We start from the raw sequence: 14,172 nt of genomic DNA, 5'->3' as shown, positions 1-14,172 counted from the left end.
GTACGAAAGGGTGGGGCAACCGGGCGGTGGGACTTTGTACGCCATCAGAATGGCCGGTCATCCTGAGGGTGGGACATATATCTGTCCCCTCCCTCAACTTGACGTACGCCACTGGGAAACGGTTGCTCACCATTCCCTTACGGGTAGGTCACGTTCGAATACACAGCCCGCTCTCCGGGCCCCCTCAGGAGCCTCCCGGAGCCCCGTCTCCCCAGCCGTTCCCTAGCCGTCCGCCTCCCCGCGAATGACCGCGAGCACACCGTCCAACTCGTCGGCCTTCACAAGGACGTCACGCGCCTTGGAGCCCTCGCTCGGACCGACGACGCCACGGGACTCCATGAGGTCCATGAGCCGCCCGGCCTTGGCGAAACCGACGCGCAGCTTGCGCTGGAGCATCGAGGTCGACCCGAACTGGGTGGAGACGACCAGCTCGGCCGCCTGGCACAGCAGATCGAGGTCGTCGCCGATGTCCTCGTCGATCTCCTTCTTCTGCTTGCTGCCGACCACGACGTCGTCCCGGAACACGGGCGTCATCTGGTCCTTGCAGTGCTGGACGACCGCCGCGACCTCCTCCTCGGTCACGAACGCGCCCTGCATACGGGTCGGTTTGCCGGCCCCCATCGGCAGGAACAGCCCGTCGCCCTTCCCGATCAGCTTCTCGGCGCCGGGCTGGTCCAGGATGACGCGCGAGTCGGCGAGCGAGGAGGTGGCGAAGGCGAGCCGTGAGGGCACGTTCGCCTTGATCAGACCCGTGACGACGTCGACCGACGGCCGCTGCGTGGCGAGCACCAGATGGATACCGGCCGCGCGCGCGAGCTGTGTGATACGCACGATCGCGTCCTCGACGTCCCGGGGCGCCACCATCATCAGGTCGGCCAGCTCGTCGACGATCACCAGCAGGTACGGGTACGGCTGGAGCTCACGCTCGCTGCCCTCCGGTGTCTTCGCCTTGCCGCTGCGCACGGCCTCGTTGAAGTCGTCGATGTGCCGGTAGCCGTACGCCGCGAGGTCGTCGTACCGCAGGTCCATCTCCCGTACGACCCACTGGAGCGCCTCGGCGGCCCGCTTGGGGTTGGTGATGATGGGCGTGATCAGGTGCGGGATGCCCTCGTAGGCGGTCAGTTCGACCCGCTTGGGGTCGACGAGGACCATGCGCACGTCCTCGGGGGTCGCGCGGACCATGATGGACGTGATCAGGCAGTTGACGCAGGACGACTTGCCGGAACCGGTGGCGCCGGCGACCAGCACGTGCGGCATCTTCGCCAGGTTGGCCATCACATAGCCGCCCTCGACATCCTTGCCGAGCGCGACGAGCATCGGGTGGTCGTCCTCGGCGGCTGCCGCGAGACGCAGCACGTCACCGAGGTTGACCATCTCCCGGTCGGTGTTCGGGATCTCGATACCGACCGCGGACTTGCCGGGGATCGGGCTGATGATGCGTACGTCGGGACTGGCGACGGCGTACGCGATGTTCTTCGTCAGGGCGGTGATCCGCTCGACCTTCACGGCGGGGCCGAGCTCGACCTCGTACCGCGTGACCGTCGGCCCGCGCGTGAAGCCGGTGACGCGGGCGTCGACCTTGAACTCGGTGAAGACGTTGGTGAGCGCGTCGACGATGGCGTCGTTCGCCGCGCTGCGCGCCTTACCTGGCCCCCCGCGCGTGAGGAGGTCGAGTGACGGCAGGGAGTACGTGATGTCGCCGGAGAGCTGGAGTTGCTCGGCGCGCGACGGGAGGTCACGCGTCTCGGACGGCGGTTTCTTGGTGAGGTCCGGGACCTCGCCGGTCAGCTTCTCCTGCTTGGGGGGCTTGGCCGCCTGCCTGGGCGGCTTGGAGCGCGAGGCCGGGATCGGCGTCGTCTCCTCGTAGCCGTCGCGTTCGACGGTGACGCCCTGCGTGAGGTCGGCGACGAGGGGCGAGGGCGGCATACCGTGCAGGACGGCGCCGTCGAGCGCGGCAGCGGCGGCCGCGGCGACGTCCACCGCGTCCATGGGCCGGTCCGCGTCGGGCTGGGACACGGCCGACCGCCTGGAGCGGCCACGGCGCTGCGAGAGAGCCTCCTGCTCGGCGCTGTCAGGGTCGTACTCGTACTCCTCGGAGCCCCTCCTGCGGCGCCGGGAGCGCGCGGGCAGCGTCTCGCGCCACTGGTCGTCGTAGCGCTGCTCGTCCTCGGTGAGCTCCTCGTCGACGGGGTCCTGGACGATGCCCAGCTTCCGGCCGAGCAGCCGCAGCCGCTGCGGAATGGCGTTCACCGGGGTCGCCGTGACGACGAGCAGCCCGAAGATCGTGAGCAGCACGAGGAGCGGTACGGCGAGGACCTCGCCCATCCAGTGCGTCAGGGGCGTGGCCGCGGCCCAGCCGATGAGCCCTCCCGCATCCCTGATGGCCTGCATGCCGTCGCCGCGCGCGGGCGCCCCGCACGCGATGTGGACCTGGCCGAGCACGCCGATGACGAGCGCGGACAGACCGATGACGATGCGCCCGTTGGCCTCCGGCTTCTCCGGGTGCCGGATGAGCCGTACGGCGATCATCGCGAGCAGGATCGGCGCGAGCAGATCGAGCCGGCCGAAGGCGCCGGTGACGAGCATCTCGACCAGGTCCCCGACCGGGCCCCGCAGGCTGGACCAGGTGCCGGCGGCCACGATCAGGGCGAGGCCGAGCAGCAGCAGGGCGATGCCGTCCTTGCGGTGCGCCGGGTCGAGGTTCTTCGCACCCTGCCCGAGGCCACGGAAGACGGCACCGACTGCGTGCGCGGCACCGAGCCAGACGGCGCGTACGAGCTTGTACACACCGCCGGTCGGACTGGGCGCCGGCTTCGGAGGGGCCGCCTTCTTCGCCGCGGCCTTCTTGGCGGGCGCCTTCTTCGCGGCGGCCTTTTTCGCGGGGGCCTTCTTCGCCGGAGCCTTCGTCGGAGCGGCCGCCTTCTTCGCGGGCTTCTTGGCTGCGGGCTGACGTGAGGCCATGAGTGTGAGGTTACCGGTGCAGGCCACAGCCGACACGTGTGGCTTCTGCTTCACCCGTTCGTGTCGCCGTGGAAAGGGCGTCAGACTGACGCCGCCGGTGTGGGCCCTGACATGCGTTCACCCGGACTACGCCGCTTGGCGCAGTCCGGGTGGCTCGGACCGAGACGGGGGCAGACGGTGCGGACCCCGGAAACATGCGCAGAAGCAACCCGCTCAGTTCTGCGACGGCACCGAAGGCGCCCCGCTCCCCGCCCCGGGTTCCAGGGCGTCCAACGCCCTGCGCAGCCCCGTCAGTTTGCGTTCGAGATGGGCTGCCGTGGCCACCGCGGCCGCGTCGGCCGACTCGTCGTCGAGCTGTTTGGAAAGCGCCTCGGCCTGCTCCTCGACGGCCGCCAGCCGCGCGGAGAGCTCGGCGAGGATGCCGGCCGGCTCCTTGCTCTCACCGGGCGCCGACTTGCCGCCACCGCCCTCCAGCTGGAGCCGCAGCAGGGCGGCCTGCTCCCGGAGTTGGCAGTTCTTCATGTACAGCTCGACGAACACGGAGACCTTCGCCCGCAGCACCCACGGGTCGAACGGCTTGGAGATGTAGTCGACCGCGCCCGCCGCGTACCCACGGAAGGTGTGGTGCGGGCCGTGGTTGATGGCGGTGAGGAAGATGATCGGGATGTCCCGGGTCCGCTCTCGCCGCTTGATGTGCGCCGCCGTCTCGAAACCGTCCATTCCCGGCATCTGGACATCCAGCAGGATGACCGCGAAGTCGTCCGTCAGTAGTGCTTTGAGTGCTTCCTCCCCGGACGATGCCCGCACCAGCGTCTGATCGAGCGCAGAGAGAATGGCCTCCAGCGCCAGCAGATTCTCCGGCCGGTCATCGACCAGGAGGATCTTGGCCTTCTGCACCATGGCCCGCCCTCCTCGCCCCGGCGTGGGGCCTCCCCTGTCCGCAGGACTTGGGACAACACCGCCGGGCATTGCCCCAGAGGACGGCTCCCTTACGCCGCCCGTCCTTGTGCCGGTCATGGTAGCCGCACCCCGCCCGTCGCCACACCCTGTCACCGTGATGTCACTGTGCACGTAGCAGAAACGTAGCGGGAGACCAGAAGGTTCCCCGAATCCCGCCCTCCTACACGGCCCCGGCCACGGTCGGTCATACGAGGTGAGGTGCGCCGCGGCGGCAACTCACCACCCCCGGCACACCAGTTCCCCACACCCACTCCCGACACCCGGCCACTCACTCGCCGCGCATCCACTGGTCCATGACCGCGAGCAGGTGATCGGGGTCGACCGGCTTGGTGACGTAGTCCGACGCCCCCGACTCGATGGCCTTCTCCCGGTCGCCCTTCATCGCCTTGGCGGTCAGCGCGATGATGGGCAGCCCCGAGAACTGGGGCATCCGGCGGATCGCCGTAGTCGTCGCGTATCCGTCCATCTCAGGCATCATGATGTCCATCAGCACGACCGCCAGATCATCGTGCTGCTCCAGGACCTCGATGCCCTCGCGGCCGTTCTCGGCGTACAGGACCGACAGTCCGTGCTGCTCCAGCACGCTGGTCAGCGCGAAGACGTTACGGATGTCGTCGTCGACGATCAGCACCTTCTCGCCGTCGAACCGGATGCCCTCCCGCGGCTGTGCCGCCGCCTCCTGGCCGTTGGACGACCACTGCTCCTGCCCGGCGGCCCCGGAGGCCCCGCCGGACGCGGCGCGCCGCTCAGCCGTCGGCAGCGCCCTGCGGCGGCGCCTGAAGAGCGCGGCGGGCCCGTTCTGGGTCGCGTGGTACGACTTCACCTCGGCCGGCGTCTCGATACCGGCCGCGGACACCTCGGCCTCGGACGCCACCAGCTCGCCGGGCTCGATCGCGGGCGCGGGCTGCGCGTATCCCTGGGGCGGCAGTTCACTCGGGTGCAGCGGCAGGTACAGGGTGAACGTGGAGCCGCGCCCCGGCTCGCTCTGGGCGTGGATCTCGCCGCCCAGCAGGCGCGCGATCTCCCGCGAGATGGACAGCCCCAGCCCCGTACCGCCGTACTTGCGGCTCGTGGTCCCGTCGGCCTGCTTGAAGGCGTCGAAGATCACGCGCATCTTGCTCGCCGCGATCCCGATACCGGTGTCGGTCACGGAGAAGGCGATCAGGTCGGCACCCGCGTCCCTCAGCGAGCCGGCCTCCAGCAGCTGCTCCCGGATGGCCACGGGGACATCCACACCCGCCGGCCGGATGACGAGCTCCACCGCGCCGCTGTCGGTGAACTTGACCGCGTTCGACAGCAGGTTGCGCAGCACCTGCAGAAGCCGCTGCTCGTCGGTGTGCAGCGTGGCGGGCAGCTCCGGCGACACCCGTACCGAGAAGTCGATGCCCTTCTCCGCGGTGAGCGGCCGGAAGGTGGCCTCCACGTAGTCGACGAGCTGGACCAGCGCGATACGCGTCGGGGAGACGTCCATCTTGCCCGCCTCGACCTTCGACAGGTCGAGGATGTCGTTGATCAGCTGGAGCAGGTCGGAGCCCGCCCCGTGGATCGTCTCGGCGAACTCGACCTGCTTGGGGGTGAGGTTCGCCTCCGCGTTGTCCGCGAGCAGCTTGGCGAGGATCAGCAGCGAGTTGAGCGGGGTGCGCAGCTCGTGCGACATGTTCGCCAGGAACTCGCTCTTGTAGCGCATCGACACCGCGAGCTGCTCGGCGCGCTCCTCCAGGACCTGCCGCGCCTCCTCGATCTCGGTGTTCTTGACCTCGATGTCGCGGTTCTGCCGGGCCAGCAGCGCCGCCTTGTCCTCCAGCTCCGCGTTGGACGCCTGCAGGGCCTTCTGCCGCTGCTCCAGCTCCTCGGAGCGCAGCCGGAGCTGCTCGGTCAGCTCCTGCGACTGCTTCAGCAGCACCTCGGTCTTGGTGTTGACCGAGATGGTGTTGACGCTCGTCGCGATCATCTCGGCGATCTGGTTGAGGAAGTCCTTCTGGATCTGCGTGAACGGTGTGAACGAGGCCAGCTCGATGACACCGAGCACGGTCCCCTCGAAGAGCACCGGAAGCACGATGACCTGCGCCGGGGGCGCCTCCCCGAGTCCGGAGGAGATCTTCAGATAGCCGCTGGGCGCGTTCTCCACGAGGATCGTGCGCTTCTCCATCGCGGCCGTCCCGATGAGCGCCTCACCGGGACGGAACGACGTCGGCATGGAGCCCATGGAGTAGCCGTACGACCCGAGCATGCGCAGCTCGTACGCGTCGTCGTCGCCCGTGCCCAGGTCCTTGAGGTCCTTGCCGTCGACCAGCGGCATGGTGAGGAAGAACGCGCCGTGCTGCGCCGAGACGACGGGCGTCAGCTCGCTCATGATCAGCGAGGCCACGTCGTCCAGGTCCCTGCGGCCCTGCATCAGGGCCGAGATACGAGCGAGGTTGCCCTTCAGCCAGTCCTGCTCCTTGTTGGCGATCGTGGTGTCGCGCAGGTTGGCGATCATCTTGTTGATGTAGTCCTGAAGCTCCTGGATCTCACCCGAGGCGTCCACGTCGATCTTCAGGTTGAGGTCACCACGGGTCACCGCGGTGGCCACGCGCGCGATGGCACGCACCTGCCGGGTCAGGTTCCCGGCCATCTCGTTCACCGACTCGGTGAGGTCGCGCCACGTGCCGTCGACGTCCCGCACACGCGCCTGACCGCCCAGCTGGCCCTCCGTACCCACCTCGCGGGCGACCCGGGTGACCTCCTCGGCGAAGGACGAGAGCTGGTCCACCATCGTGTTGATCGTGGTCTTGAGCTCCAGGATCTCGCCGCGCGCGTCGATGTCGATCTTCTTCGTCAGGTCGCCCTTGGCGATGGCCGTCGTGACCATCGCGATGTTGCGCACCTGACCGGTCAGGTTGGACGCCATCCCGTTCACGGACTCGGTCAGGTCCTTCCACGTACCGGCGACTCCCGGTACCTGGGCCTGACCGCCGAGGATGCCGTCCGTACCCACCTCACGGGCCACCTTGGTGACCTGCTCGGCGAACGAGCTCAGCGTCTTCACCATGGTGTTGAACGTGTCGGCGAGCTGCGCGACCTCGCCGCGCGCCTCGATCGTCACCGTCCGGGTCAGGTCGCCGTTGGCGACGGCCGCCGCGACCTGGGAGATGTTGCGCACCTGCATGGTCAGGTTCTTGGCCATCAGGTTCACGTTGTCGCTGAGGTCCTTCCAGATGCCCGTGACACCCTGCACGTGCGCCTGGCCGCCGAGGATGCCCTCGGTGCCCACCTCGCGGGCCACCCTGGTCACCTGCTCGGCGAAGGACGACAGCTGGTCCACCATCGTGTTGACGGTGGTGACGAGTTCGAGGATCTCGCCCTTCGCGTCGACGGTGATCTTCTTCGACAGGTCGCCCTTGGCGACCGCGGTCGTGACCTCGGCGATGTTGCGCACCTGGATGGTCAGGTTGTTCGCCATGAAGTTCACGGACTGCGTGAGGTCCTTCCAGGTGCCGGACACCCCCTGGACCTCGGCCTGTCCGCCGAGGATGCCCTCCGTGCCCACCTCACGGGCCACGCGCGTGACCTGCTCGGCGAAGTTCGACAGCTGGTCCACCATCGTGTTGAGGGTGTTCTTCAGCTCCAGGATCTCCCCGCGCGCGTCCACGTCGATCTTCTGCGACAGGTCACCCCGGGCCACCGCCGTCGCGACCTGCGCGATGTTGCGCACCTGGGCGGTGAGGTTGCCGGCCATGCCGTTCACGGAGTCGGTGAGGTCCCGCCACACACCGGCGACACCGGGCACCTGGGCCTGCCCGCCCAGCCGGCCCTCCGTACCCACCTCGCGCGCGACCCGGGTCACCTGGTCGGCGAACGCGGACAGCTGGTCGACCATCGTGTTGATGGTGTTCTTCAGCTCCAGGATCTCCCCGCGCGCGTCCACGTCGATCTTCTGCGACAGGTCACCCCGGGCCACCGCCGTCGTCACCTGGGCGATCTGCCGCACCTGGGAGGTGAGGTTGCCGCCCATGAAGTTGACGGAGTCGGTGAGCTCCTTCCAGGTGCCGCTCACCCCGGGCACCACGGCCTGACCGCCGAGGCGGCCCTCCGTACCCACGTCACGGGCCATACGGGTCACCTGGTCGGCGAACGCGGACAGCTGGTCCACCATCGTGTTCACGGTGTTCTTCAGCTGAAGCATCTCGCCGGACACGTCCACGGTGACCTTCTGCGAGAGGTCACCGTTGGCCACGGCCGTCGTCACCTGAGCGATGTTCCTCACCTGTCCGGTGAGGTTGCGGAACGCCGTGTTGACGGAGTCCGTCAGGTCCTTCCACGTACCCGCCGCACCCGGCACCTGGGCCTGACCGCCCAGCTCACCCTCGACGCCGATCTCGCGCGCCACACGCGTGACCTCGGCACCGAACGCCGACAGCTGGTCGACCATCGTGTTGACGGTGTTCTTCAGCTCCAGCATCTCGCCGGCGACGTCGACGGTGACCTTCTGCGAGAGGTCACCGTTGGCCACGGCCGTCGTCACCTGAGCGATGTCACGCACCTGAGTGGTGAGGTTCCGGAACACCGTGTTGACGGAGTCCGTCAGGTCCTTCCACGTACCCGCCGCACCCGGGACGTTCGCCTGACCACCCAGACGGCCCTCGCCACCGACCTCGTTGGCGACACGCGTGACCTCGTCGGCGAACGTCCGCAGCGTCTCGGTCATCTGGTTGATCGTCTCGGCGAGCTGCGCCACCTCACCGCGCGCGCTCACCGTCACCTTCTGTGACAGATCACCGTTGGCGACGGCGGTCGTCACCTGTGCGATCCCGCGCACCTGGGCCGTCAGATTGCCGGCCATAAGATTCACCGAATCGGTGAGGTCCTTCCACACACCCGACACGCCTGGCACCAGCGCCTGGCCACCGAGCTCGCCCTCGGTACCCACCTCGCGCGCGACCCGGGTCACCTCGGAGGAGAAGGACGCGAGCTGGTCCACCATCGTGTTGACGGTGTTCTTCAGCTCCAGCATCTCGCCGGCCACGTGGACCGTGACCTTCCGGGACAGATCCCCCTTGGCCACCGCCGTCGTCACCAGCGCGATGTCACGCACCTGTGCCGTCAGCCGGTACGCCATCGTGTTGACGGAGTCCGTCAGGTCCTTCCATGAACCGGACATTCCACGCACCCGCGCCTGGCCGCCGAGCTTGCCCTCGGTGCCCACCTCGCTGGCCACCCGCGTGACCTCGTCGGTGAACGTCGACAGCTGGTCCACCAGGTTGTTGACGGTGCGCCCGACCTTGAGGAACTCCCCGCGCAGCGGATGCCCGTTCGTGTTCCCCTCGGCCCCCTGGGTCCGCAGCTCCATCCGCGGGGAGAGGTCGCCCTCGGCCACCGCGGACAGCACCCGGCCGACCTCGGACACCGGCCGCACCAGGTCGTCGACCAGCGCGTTGGAGTGGTCGACGGCTGCCGCCCACGAGCCCTCGCAGGCACCCGTCTCCAGCCGCTCGGTGAGCTTGCCCTCGCGCCCCACCACGCGCCGTACACGCGACAATTCGCCGGTCAGATGCAGGTTGCGGTCGGCCACCTCGTTGAAGACGGCCGCGATCTCGGCCATCACGCCGTCACCGGTGACCGTCAGCCGCTTGCGGAAGTTGCCGTCACGCATCGCTTCCAGAGCGGCCAGCAACTTGTTCAGGGACGCCGTGTCCACCGCTGTGGTGCCGCCGTTGCGCGATGAGCGCTGCTTGCCCAGGGACTGTCCGCCTTTCGCGCGCGTCTTAGTGCCCCGCGTCGCTGCGCCAGACTCCACTGTGTCCCTCCCGCAGGGGTAGACCATTTCTGCTCTGCGTGCCCGGGTACCACCCGGTGTACCGGAAACCACCGCGTGCCCGATATACCAGCCACGGCTGGGTGCTGCTGCCCGGTGTATACGGAAGGCACCCCACCTGCCCGGACCCTCCTTAGAAGCTTGCCCAGTGTTTCACCATGGCTGAACCAGGCCATAACAGTTCGGCAGCTTCGCACACGGTCCGCACACCCTTCGGGCGGAAAGACGGCCGACCGGCATCCGCATGGACCGCGAAGGTAAGTAACCTTGCATGCGGCTGTCCAGCCACGCCGGTACACCGGCCTGGGCGGTGGCACGAGCACGAGCGGGCAGGCATCGGAGGGGCGGCCGCACCATGACCACCGGACTGCATCCTGGGGGACCGCCCCAGGATCCTCGGCCGACGGGGAACGAGCCTCTGCCGCGGCAGGGGCAGGAGCAGGTCGGCCGTGGGTCGCAGCACGTCGAGAACCGGACAGGGAGTTCTGTGATCACCGCGCGCGCGGCCGCCAGTTTCGAGCCCGTCGGACGATCCGTCGCGACCGCCCGGTCCTTCGTCCGTGACACCCTCCAGGGCTGGGGCTTCGCCGACATCGTCGACGACGCCGTGGTCCTCACCAGCGAACTGGTCACCAACGCGGTGGTGCACGCGGGCACATCGGCGGACGTCCTCTGCCTCCGCAGCGACGACGGAGTACGCATCGAGGTCGCCGACAGATACCCCGAACGGGAGATTCCCCTCCAAACCACCCCCATCAACATGGGCAGCCCCGACCGCGAGGGCGGCCGCGGCCTCCAGCTGTGCGCGGCCCTGGCCGGCCGCTGGGGCGTCGAGTACACGCCCACGCACAAGCAGGTCTGGTTCCAACTCGACCTCCCCGAACGCCCGGTGGGCACCCGTACGGCCGGACCGTCCCTCCCCGCCAACCTCCTCCCGATGGCCGACGGCCGTGTCCGTGTCGCCGTCGTCCAGATCGACGGCACGGGCTCCATCAGCGCCTGGAACGAGGACGCCGAGGAGCTCTTCGGGTACGCCGCCGAGCAGGTCACCGGCAAGCCCCTCACCGATCTGGCGGCCTGGCCGCACACCCCGGGAACCAGCACCGGCATCGCCGAGGCCCTCCAACTCTCCCGCTGGGAGGGCAGTTACGGCATCCGCGGCGCCAACGGCCGCGTGACCCCCGTGTACGCCTCGCACCTCCGTGTCCGCGACACCGACGGCGAGCCCTCGACGGTCTGCCTTCTCGTACGGGACGACGAGCGCGCCGTCCTCCAGACCCCGATCCGCGTCACGGCCTCCGACACCGCCACCTCGTCCGACGGCCAACCGTCGGACCCCTTCGAGGTCTTCATCGGCTCACCGGCCCCCGACGACCTGGACGGACTCCTCCAGCGCACAGTCGAACGCGCGCGCGACATGCTCGACGGCGACTCGGCCTTCCTGCTCCTCGCCACCGACGACGAAACGGAGTTGGAGGTCCGTGCCTCCACGGGCCTCCCGTCCGCCCGCCAGCGCTTCGCCCGCGTTCCGGTCGAGGCCGGGCCCGGCCGTTACGGCTCGGCCCGCATGCCGGCGGTCCACGACGACCTCACGGCCGTCCCCGGCGCCGTACCCCTGCTCAGCGGCACGGGCATGCGTTCGGTCGTCACCGTCCCGCTGAAGGTCGAGGGCCGTCTCACCGGCTCCCTCGGCGTGGCGGCGGAGGCCCCGAGCCGCTATTCCAACGAGGAGGCCCTGCGCCTTCAGTTCGCCGCCGACCGCATCGCGCTCGCTGTCGAATCGGCCCGCCTGGGCGAGCTGGAGCGCCTGCGCCGCGGCTCGCTCAGCTTCCTGGTGGAGGCCTCGGACCTCCTCGCGGGCACCCTGGACCGCGACCAGACCCTTGCGCTCATGGCCCAGATGACGATCCCGACCCTCGCGACCTGGTGCGCGGTCTACACGATCGCCGACCAGGCCTCCGAGCCGTACCTCAGTTACGTCCTCCACGAGGACGAGGAGCGCATCGACGGCCTCAAGGCGCTCCTGTCCAAGATCCACCCACCGGAACCGATCCCCACCCCGGGCGCCCGCGTCTGGTCGGCCCCCGCAGAGGCGGCCCACCAGGCGGCGCTGCGCACCTCCATGCGCAGCCTGGGCCTGGGCGAGCCCGCCACGGTGAGCTCGGGCATCGGTACGACACTGGCGACGGCCGCGGCGGTCGGCGGCGAGACCGTCGTACTCCCCCTGGTGGCCCGCAACCGCGTGATCGGCATGCTGACGCTGGGCAAGCCGACGGACGAGCACTTCCGCCAGGAGATCCTGGAACTGGCCGAGGACCTGTCCCGGCGGGCCGCCCTGGCCCTGGACAACGCCCGCCTGTACTCGGAGCGCATGGCCATCAGCCAGTCCCTCCAGCGCAGCCTCCTGCCGCCCGAGCTCCCTGAGATCGAGGGCGTCGAGGTCGAGGTCATCTACCGCGCGGCCGGCGAGGGCAACGAGGTCGGCGGCGACTTCTACGACCTCTTCCCGATCCGCGACGGCGCCTACGGCTTCGCCATCGGCGATGTCTGCGGTACGGGCCCGGAGGCGGCCGCGGTCACCGGCCTGGCCCGGCACGCCCTGCGCCTGCTGGCCCGCGAGGGCTTCGGAGGCCCCGCGGTGCTGGAGCGCCTGAACTCCGCCATCATCGACGAGGGCGCCCGCAGCCGCTTCCTGACGCTCCTGTACGGCGAGTTGTGGCCCCAGGAGGACGGCAGCGCCGTACTCAAGGTCGTCTGCGCCGGTCACCCGCTCCCGCTCCGCCTCCGCCAGGACGGCACGGTCGAGCCTGCCGCCGAGCCCCAGCCTCTCCTCGGCGTCATGGAGGACCTGGAACTGTACGAGCAGACGGTCACCCTCGACCCCGGCGACGTCCTCCTCTGTGTGACGGACGGCGTCACGGAACGCCGCGAGGGTACGCGCATGCTGGGCGACGACGGCCTCACGGACGTCCTGACGACCTGTACGGGCCTCACGGCGGGCGCGGTCGCGTCCCGCATCATGCGCGCGGTCGAACGCTTCGCCTCCGACGCCCCGTCCGACGACATGGCGATCCTGGCGATGCGGGTGCCGGGCCTCCACAAGGACTGACGCCAGAGCTGACCGAGCACATCAAAAAGGCCTCGCCCTAGTGGGCGAGGCCTTTTGTCAGAGCCCCCAAACGGAATCGAACCGTTGACCTTCTCCTTACCATGGAGACGCTCTGCCGACTGAGCTATAGGGGCCTGTCGCGTTTCGAGGTTTCCCTCGCGGCAACGGAATAGATCATACCCCGAACTGGTGAGTGCTCCATACCTCCGGCCCCCCGCATGCGGGGTCGGCCTACTGGAGAGGCCGACCTCAGGGGAAGGCCGGCTGCAGCAGCCCGCCGAGCGCGTTGCAGGCGGACACGATCCGCTGAATCTCACGCTTGGTCAGTGAAGCGTCCACGGGCAGTGCCAGCGTCTCGTCCGCCGCGCGTTCGGTCTCCGGGAGACAGACGTCCCGCCGGAAACCGGGCATCCGGTGCACGGGCGTCTTCACCGGCACCCGGCACTCGACTCCCCTGGCACGCAGAGCCCGTGCGAAGGCGTCCCGGTCCGGTCGGCCGTTGCCGGGCACCCGCACGACGTACTGCTGGTAGGTGTGCTCGCCACCACCATCCGGGGTACGCACCCCGCGCAACCGGCCGCTGAGATAGGCGGCATGCGCCCTACGCTGTGACACCTCGCCGTACGGCGTCTCGGACTCACCCTGCTCCAACACCAACAGGCCGTGTCGCTGCCCGACTTCACGCAGCCGTGCGATGTCCGCGTTCCTGCCGAAACGGTGCACGACGATCACGGCCGCGGTCCGCGCGCTTACGGCCGCCTCCACCGCGGTCATGTCCAGGCAATACGTCTCGGGGTCTATGTCGACGTACACCGGCACCGCATCGGCCAGTTTGACGGCCTCGGCGACCTCGACGTTCCCGAACGCCGGCACGATGACCTCGTCACCCGCACCTATACCTGCGGCCTTGAGCATTGCGGCTGTACCCATACCTGCGGATGCTGGTGGCGCAACGTGAACACGAAGTGACGCCGAACAAAAAAGAGTCGGTCCCCGAACCGAAGTTCGGGGACCGACTCATTCAATATTTGTTCGGCGGTGTCCTACTCTCCCACAGGGTCCCCCCTGCAGTACCATCGGCGCTGTAAGGCTTAGCTTCCGGGTTCGGAATGTAACCGGGCGTTTCCCTCACGCTATGACCACCGAAACACTATGAAACTGTAAACACCCGCACCACACCCGTAACCCATGGGTGTGGGGTTGTTCGTGGTTTCAGAACCAACACAGTGGACGCGAGCAACTGAGGACAAGCCCTCGGCCTATTAGTACCGGTCAACTCCACACGTTACCGTGCTTCCATATCCGGCCTATCAACCCAGTCGTCTACTGGGAGCCTTACCCCATCAAG

Annotated in this window: 4 protein-coding genes, 1 tRNA gene, 2 rRNA genes and 1 pseudogene; 1 reads left to right on the top strand and 7 read right to left on the bottom strand. The window is 68.8% G+C overall.

Annotation, left to right across the window (positions count from 1 at the left end):
• Window positions 1–222: 222 nt before the first annotated feature.
• The 3 genes from FNH04_RS27440 to FNH04_RS27430 form a co-directional block, all read right to left on the bottom strand.
• Complete coding sequence (locus FNH04_RS27440) at window positions 223–2,961, bottom strand: DNA translocase FtsK (protein ID WP_152788472.1); 2,739 nt, start codon at window positions 2,959–2,961, stop codon at window positions 223–225.
• A 213-nt stretch (window positions 2,962–3,174) separates the two neighbouring features.
• Window positions 3,175–3,861 (bottom strand): response regulator, encoded by a 687-nt coding sequence (locus FNH04_RS27435; protein ID WP_152788471.1) that lies wholly within the window; start codon window positions 3,859–3,861, stop codon window positions 3,175–3,177.
• Between the two features lie 328 nt (window positions 3,862–4,189).
• Complete coding sequence (locus tag FNH04_RS27430; protein ID WP_322723992.1) at window positions 4,190–9,697, bottom strand: HAMP domain-containing protein; 5,508 nt, start codon at window positions 9,695–9,697, stop codon at window positions 4,190–4,192.
• A 373-nt stretch (window positions 9,698–10,070) separates the two neighbouring features.
• Between FNH04_RS27430 and FNH04_RS27420 the strand changes: the two genes are divergently transcribed.
• Window positions 10,071–12,824, top strand: coding sequence for a SpoIIE family protein phosphatase (locus tag FNH04_RS27420; protein WP_152788469.1), 2,754 nt, complete (start codon window positions 10,071–10,073; stop codon window positions 12,822–12,824).
• A gap of 61 nt (window positions 12,825–12,885) precedes the next feature.
• On the opposite strand, the gene FNH04_RS27415 is transcribed toward FNH04_RS27420, so the two are convergent.
• The 4 genes and pseudogenes from FNH04_RS27415 to FNH04_RS27400 form a co-directional block, all read right to left on the bottom strand.
• Window positions 12,886–12,958, bottom strand: a tRNA-Thr gene (locus FNH04_RS27415).
• Window positions 12,959–13,073: 115 nt separating this feature from the next.
• Window positions 13,074–13,769 (bottom strand): annotated as a pseudogene (locus FNH04_RS27410) (DegT/DnrJ/EryC1/StrS family aminotransferase); the annotation flags it as partial.
• An 85-nt stretch (window positions 13,770–13,854) separates the two neighbouring features.
• Window positions 13,855–13,971, bottom strand: a 5S ribosomal RNA gene (rrf, locus tag FNH04_RS27405).
• Window positions 13,972–14,066: 95 nt separating this feature from the next.
• Window positions 14,067–14,172: ribosomal RNA gene (locus FNH04_RS27400) — 23S ribosomal RNA — on the bottom strand; the annotation flags it as partial.

The sequence above is a fragment of the Streptomyces phyllanthi genome (assembly GCF_009377205.1).
Classification (GTDB): domain Bacteria; phylum Actinomycetota; class Actinomycetes; order Streptomycetales; family Streptomycetaceae; genus Streptomyces; species Streptomyces phyllanthi.
This window is presented reverse-complemented; position numbering and strand designations above follow the sequence as displayed.